The following is a 6,769-nucleotide window of genomic DNA, read 5'->3' on the forward strand; positions in this document are numbered from 1 at the left end:
ACAACATCGCCAAAACCACCCGCGCAATCCGCGACCAACCCGAACGAGCACTCCCACTTCTGGGCATCACCAACAAGCCCGAACCTTAAGGAACTTGATCAAGCCCTGCAGTGCATCAGGCCCGGGTGGCTGGTCGGCTGCAGGGGGCGGGGGTGGGGCGAACCAGGTGTTCCAGCAGAAGCTGAACGCGCAGTTCACGAGGGTCTGGTGGCGGCGGATGGCGGCATCGGAGCGGACCTGGAAGTCGGCCCAGCCGAGTTCGTCTTTGACCTGTTTGTAGCTCTGCTCGACCCAGTGTCAGAGCCCGTAGGTCCGCACGATCTCGGCAAGGTCAGCGGGCGGGTAGGGGGCTTCGACGGCGCGCGGGCTGCCGGGACGGGGTAGGTCGGTGGCCAGGTACCAGGTCGCCTTGGCCGGCAGGGTGGCCGGGTCGGCGGTGGCTACTACCAGGCGGACGTTCCCGTCCGGGCCCCACCAGCCCAGCCTGGCCTCGGCGGCCCACCAGGTGGCGGTGTGCCCGTCGCGGAAGGTGCGATCGATGCGTGACCAGTCCCCAGGGTGTTCGGCATCCTGCCAGGTCAGGAGGCGGGCGGCGTCGACGGGAGTGTGGGCGTCCGGGCCGTAGGCCCAGGTTCCGTGCCGGGGCTTGAGGGCCATCACGAACGGCAGGCCGGCGGCATGCAGGTCTGAGCGGAAGCTGTCCTGGTCGCCGTAGGCGCAATCGGCGGCCACCGCGCGGAAGTCCAGCCCGGCCGCCTTGGCCTGGGCGGCCAGGTCCGCCGCGATCCGCAGTTTGGTGCGGAAGTCCGGGTCGCTCTTGCCTCGGGGGAAGTGATGGGCCGGAGTATAGGGACAGGCGTGCACCGGGTAGTAGACGCGCTCGTCCGCCCAGCAGGTGGTCACGGTGACCACACCACGGTCGATCTTCCCGACCGAGCCGAGATACTGCTTGCCCACGTGCGCGGTCGCCGTCCCGTCCTTGCGGTCGCCGGAGTCATCGACCACCAGTACCCCGCCCGAATGCGGTGCGGTGGCCGGGGCGGCCAGCAACAGCTCCAGGCGGCGGGCGTTGACCGCTTCCTGGCTCCAGGTCGACTCGGACAGGAAGAACTGCAGCCGCTGCACCGCCGCATGCTGGGCACCGGCCACCGGTTCGGCGCCGGCCAGGCAGGTCAGCGTCTTGTTGCGGTCCCGGGGAAGCAGCAGCCCGGCCAGGTACTCGCGGAACCCACGCCGCTGGGCCAGCGTGCCGAAGAGATCATCGAACCGGGCGGCGTATGCCTCCAGCGGACCAGGTGCGGGCGGACACGACAGCCGCTTCGTCATCTCGGGCTCCCCAGACCGTAGTTGACGCCTACACCTCACGGCCTACTCCAGTACGGACCCGCCGTCAACAAACCACCGGGGCGGCCGCCCGCCTGACACTGAAGCGAATGTGATAGTTGCCGTTGCTGTCACGAACGATTGCGCCGTTCGTGATGTGGAAGCTCGTCTCCGGACTCAGCCCCTTCAACTTGTTGAAGGTCGAGAGGACGTTCCCCGTGCTCTTGCCGTTCACCGTCCGCATAACAGCCCGATAGGCATCATCACCCGCCGCGAAGTTCAGCGTCTGCGACCTCCTCAGCAAGCCGCCCAGTGTCTCCTTTGCCTCCGAACCCGACACGTTCTGGTGGTAGATGTACCGCGGCAACCACTCCAGAACGGTATCCGGCCTCTTCTCGGTCCCCAGCCCCTTCGCCACCTGCTTCGACAGCGCATTCTTGCTCAGACCCGCGCCCAGCGTCGGGCGCACCGCCGCCCAGTGACTGATGAACGCCTCACTCGCCGTATAGACAAGCCCCGGCTGACGGTAGATCTCCATCATCACCGCCACCGTCGCCCCATCCTCCCGGAACCCGCACATATCGATGAACGAACCACCACTAACCGGAGGCCTGCTCTCCGGAAACTCCGGATCCGGCTCGTAATCCGCCGACACCTCCCTGACCTCCACCAGTTCCTTCGAAATCTCCCCGAAGGACCGGAACCCCGGAGGAATTCGCTGCACCACACTCACGTCACGCTCGGCATCCCGCCTCGCTCGCGCGAACTCAAGTAACCGGGTCGGCGCAGGCGCCAGTGGAGCACGCCCCGGCCTCCCGGCACCTCCCGGCCTCATGCCCAGACGCGCCATGGCGTCCGCCGGCACAGCCGTACGCAGATCCGCGGGCGGCCTGTCCGAGGTACGGGCAGAGAAGCGGCCGTGCGATGTGACCCTCAGGTTCGCGTCCTGGCGGCTGGTGAGCTCGTTCACCAGCGCGTCCACCCCCTTCACCGTACGTGCCGTGCGCGCGGAGGTGATGTCGAACAGCTGCCGGTATGCCCGCCCGCGCCGGCAAAGCGGTTGGCTTCGTACCCCTGGTTGTCGCTCTCCTCGGTGATCCAGCCGAGTTCCGACCACTGCGCCGCGTGCCCGGGGTCGAGCGCGGAGGCCTGCTCGTGCGGCCCCGCGTTCGGGACGCCGAGGGACTCGAAGTGGGTGATGAGGGCCTTCGCCAGGGCCGACGGCCCGGTCAGCGCGGCTCCAATACCGCTCAGCCCGTTGGCCGGGGCGTCCACGTCCAAGAGGTCGTCCAGCATCGGGGACTTCGCCACCGCACCAACGATGTTGCCCATCAGGTCGGAACGCGGGGGCACGACGAAGAAGTTGTTGTTGAACTCCGCCAGGCTGACCCGGTGGTCCACCGCCTCCTTGAGCGAGACCTCCCCGGCAGGCTTGCCGAGTTCCTCGGCGGCCAGGGCCTTTGTCTGCTCCAGCATCCTCCCGTCACGGATCATCGGCGGCAGGTAGGGGATGTCGCTGACGCCCACCCGCGGCATCGGCGCCTTCAGGTCGATACCGCCGGGGGCGATGTCGACGTCCGCGTACACCCCGCCCTCCCGCCAGAGGACGGCGTAGCGGGCAGCGTCGGAAAGCGCCGGATACACACCGGCCTCGGTGGCGTCCCGTCCCTTCTGGTACAAGTCGCGCAGGGTCGACAGGCCGGGCTCCCCGGACAACGGGTCCGGCCGCAGGCGCCCCCGGAAATCCGCCACGGGCCGCTTCGGCAACAGCTCGGTGATCTCCCGGAACTCCACGCCCAGCCCCCGCAGGGCCTCCCTCCTCCCCTTGTCCCACGTGCTCACCGCGGCGCCGTGCCCATTACGGCCGGTGTCGGTCCACATCTGGACCTTCCACCCGGATTCCTTCGCCCGGACGGCCCATTCGGTGACGTTGGACACCGCGGCGTCCTTCATCGGGCGGCCCAGCCAGACGAAATTCACCGTCCGCGGAATTTCCACGGCCCCCGGAAGGGATCCGATCGCTGGATCGGCGAACCCCCTCTCCATGTTCGTGATCACCCGGTCGATGTCATCGACCAGCGGTTGGCGGCCCGGGTCCGCAGCCGCCTGTTGCCGCACCGTCCCGCGCAGCACGCGCGCCGCGCTCAGCCGCCCTTCCATCACCAGTCCGATAGCGTGGCCGAGCACCCCGTCGGCATCCTTCGCCGCGACGTCGGCAAGCCGCTGTACGACAGGCGCCAGCTGCTCCCGGGGGTGCTGCGGCCGCGACGGCGCAGCGTCGGCTGCCGGCGGGCGGGAGGTTGTGCCGCCCCGGTCCAGCCTGCTGAGCCAGCCGCCGGACCCCGAGGGCGCCCCGAACCGCCGGTCGGACGAGGGGTCCAGCACCGCGTGGGCCGTCGAGGAGGACTCCGTGAACCGCTCCAGCGCGTCCGGAACCGCCGTGCCATGGTGGTCCACCACGATCGCCGCCGCTTCGACAGGCGGTGTCGCCGGGGGCTCCGACGACACCGACGGCTCCCGGCCCGGTGCGATCTCCACCCACACCGGCGCCTGCCCCCGGTCGTTCGTGTCGCGTGGCATGTAGGCCACGACCGCGTGACCGCGGCCGAACGGCGAGCGCGTCAGCCCCACTGCCGCAGCCCCCGGCTCGCGCCCCTTCAGCGCGCCCGAGACCGCGTCCCACGACCCCACCTCACGCCACGGCGCCGCCCCGCCCAGCCGGCCTGAGGCACCGGAGCCGACCGCCGCATCGTCTGCCGTCCGCCCCGCGGCCGGGAACGGGTGACCGCTCCCGTCGGGGTGCACCTCGTCGAGAAAGTGTTCCACAGCGGTCACGCACCACTGCAGGTCCGCCTCGAACGGATCCTGCCCGGCATCCCGCAGACCTGCGACGTCCCGGTCGAGCCGATCACGGACCCGGACCGCCGCCGCCTGGACGCCGCCGACGTCAAGAGCCAGCCCGGTCCGCTTCTCTGCACCGCCGAGTGCATGGTCTGATGTGTGGCGCGGGTCGGTACTGGCTGTCAGCGGCACACGGATGTCCGGCGTTGTCTTGGCGCGGTCGATGGACGGTCTGCTGTCCTCGCCCTTGACGGTCGCGGGCGACACGTTGCCGTTGATGGCGGTCGAACGCGCAGTGGTGCTCGGCTGAGCGTCCTGCTCCCGTGTGGAATCCGTGCGGATGCGTGGCACGGAAGACGACGCGGCCGTGGGTACCGCTGGCGCACCGCTTGCAGCGTCCGTTACCGCTGCCTGGTCTTTCGGCCGGCCCTGTTCACCGCCGGGTGCATCGGGGTCGCCTACCGTCCTGGGGGTGGCATGCGGGGCCTGTGCCTTATCCGGGGCCGGGAAGCGCTCCATGACGGGCCCGCCCACGCCCGTTCCGGTGTCGGCGGCCGCCACCGGCCGCGGACCCGTCCCCAGGTGCGCCGGACCACTGAAGCCGGCAAGGCCAGCCGGCTCAGCGGTCCCTGTGGCATGACCCGGTACCTCAGACCCCGCCCCCGGCGCAGTACCTGCGGCCCTGCCAACAGCCAGGCCCGCCTCCGGCGCGGACCCCGCACCCTGCCCGTCCGCCCCGTGACCCGGCATTCGCTCACCCGGGGCTCCTGACATCTCCAGGACCGAGCTGGCCGAGCCATCGCTGCCGGGCGTGCTGCCGAAACCAGGCAACGCATCCGGCAGCGAACCCACCGCCCCGCGGACCGCCGGGTGCGGCAAGACCCCGGACACGGACGCATCATGACCAGACCCGCCCGCGGCATGCACACCACCGACAACGGGGCCATCAGAGGTAGTGCCGGTGGTGACATAGCCCCCCTCCGCACCTGGACCGCGCCCACCCACCGGGCTGCCTGCCGGGCCTTCGGACCCCGTCACAGACCGCGCAGCACCATTCCCCGGCGCGGGCGCCCCTCCACCACCGACCGCTGCGCTACCTTGCGGCGAGCCCGAACCCGCACCAGCGCCCGGGAAGGCGTCCCGCACCGAACCACTCCCGGTACCGCCCCACCCCCCAACCGCACCTACACCCGCACTGCCGGCCAGGGCATCATCATCGGCACGTGCACCACCACTGCGGTCGCTACTCGCCCGCATGAATCCTGGAACAACACGAGAACTAGAAGGACCAAACACGGAACCCAGGCGCTGCCCCAGGGCTTCTCGTTCGTCAGTTCCCAGGCTTCTCAGGTAGTCCGCGACAACCTGCTCCTTCACCCCGTCGTTGTCCACAAACGCCATCCTGACAATGGGGCCCCGCCGCGAACCGGACGACCGGCTACCCGCTGCCTCAGAATCTGACCGCGCATGTTCGCTGGCCACCTGCCGGGTAATAGCAGCCGCACCCTTATTGCCGAGACGCTTGAAAGCTACGGCGACCGCGCCCCAGTCGCGGCTGGTCCAACTCCCGGTGCTGTCTCGGCTGGGCAGCCACCCGCGGAGGACCAGGGTTTCGATTTCAGCCTTTTCACTAACCGACAGGGCCGCCCATTCGAGAGCAAAGACATCCACGCCCTGAGCCCTCAGCGCGTCCCCAGCCCTGACAAGGCGAGCCGCCGCGCTAGCCACGTCATGCACCGCATCCAACGCCACTCCGAGGTACTCCTCAAACGCATCAGCCAGTTTCACAGTCCGGGCACTGGCATGCCGCCCATCAGGATCAGTGGCAAACCGACGCGCAGCCTCCGTGTCCGCCGGCCCCCGGTCACGACCGACCAAAGGTGTAACCGGACCAGCAGGTACCTGCTCCCGCCTAGCAAAGCCGACGGCAGTACGGCGGATATCACGGTCATCGGCAGTACGGGGCAAGGCAGGCGTGTTCAAGCCCTCAGGGGCCTGCGCCTCAAGCACCGAGATCATTCGGAGTTGCTGGATCCTCCGCAGCACCTCAGCCGTTACCTCAGCTTGCCTTTCGGCTGGGGTGTTAACGGGGTTTGCGGTAACGGCCTGGGGGAACCTGCGGTCCGGGTCCAGCAGAGCTGCCTTATACGGGTCGACACTGTGACCGGTCAGCCAGGCAAGAACCTTCTCACGACTGCGCCCAGACTCCGGTAGCTCGTTCTTGCCGTACTCCACATCCTTCTTGTCGTCGACCACCGCGTCGCCACCGTTCACCAACGTGGCATCGTCGTCGGCCTCCTCTGCCACTGCGGTCCCGTCGAGCCCACTACGAACAGAATCGGCGGCAGGAACAGGACCGGTGGCTTCGTCGGCACGGGCCGCTGGCATACCGCCCGTGCCTGTACCGGCGGTTCCCCCGCCGGCGGAACCCGTGTCGCTGCCGCGGCCCGCACCGCCGAAAACCGCAGCCCCGGCAGTACCCCCGCCACTGACAGGGGAGGCAACTGGGTCAACAAACGCCAGAGCAGTCAGCACCTGCTCATATTCCGCACTGCCCTTCTCAAACCCGTCCCGCAACTCCTCCAGGACCTGCCGCTTCTGCGCC

At 69.2% G+C, this 6,769-nt stretch carries 2 protein-coding genes and 1 pseudogene; all 3 read right to left on the bottom strand.

Translation table 11 applies throughout. The features are described from left to right. Nucleotides 1-114: 114 nt before the first annotated feature. A pseudogene (locus tag PV350_RS43055) lies at nt 115-1,326 on the bottom strand (IS701 family transposase); the annotation flags it as partial. Between the two features lie 64 nt (nt 1,327-1,390). Continuing rightward, nucleotides 1,391-2,305, bottom strand: a complete 915-nt coding sequence (locus PV350_RS43060) for a hypothetical protein (RefSeq protein WP_500338835.1) — start codon at nt 2,303-2,305, stop codon at nt 1,391-1,393. Nucleotides 2,306-2,310: 5 nt separating this feature from the next. After that, nucleotides 2,311-4,515, bottom strand: a complete 2,205-nt coding sequence (locus PV350_RS43065) for a glycosyltransferase (protein WP_500338836.1) — start codon at nt 4,513-4,515, stop codon at nt 2,311-2,313. Nucleotides 4,516-6,769 lie beyond the last annotated feature (2,254 nt).

Origin of the sequence: Streptomyces sp. PA03-6a (assembly GCF_033792765.1) — a bacterium.
In the GTDB taxonomy this organism is placed as follows: domain Bacteria; phylum Actinomycetota; class Actinomycetes; order Streptomycetales; family Streptomycetaceae; genus Actinacidiphila.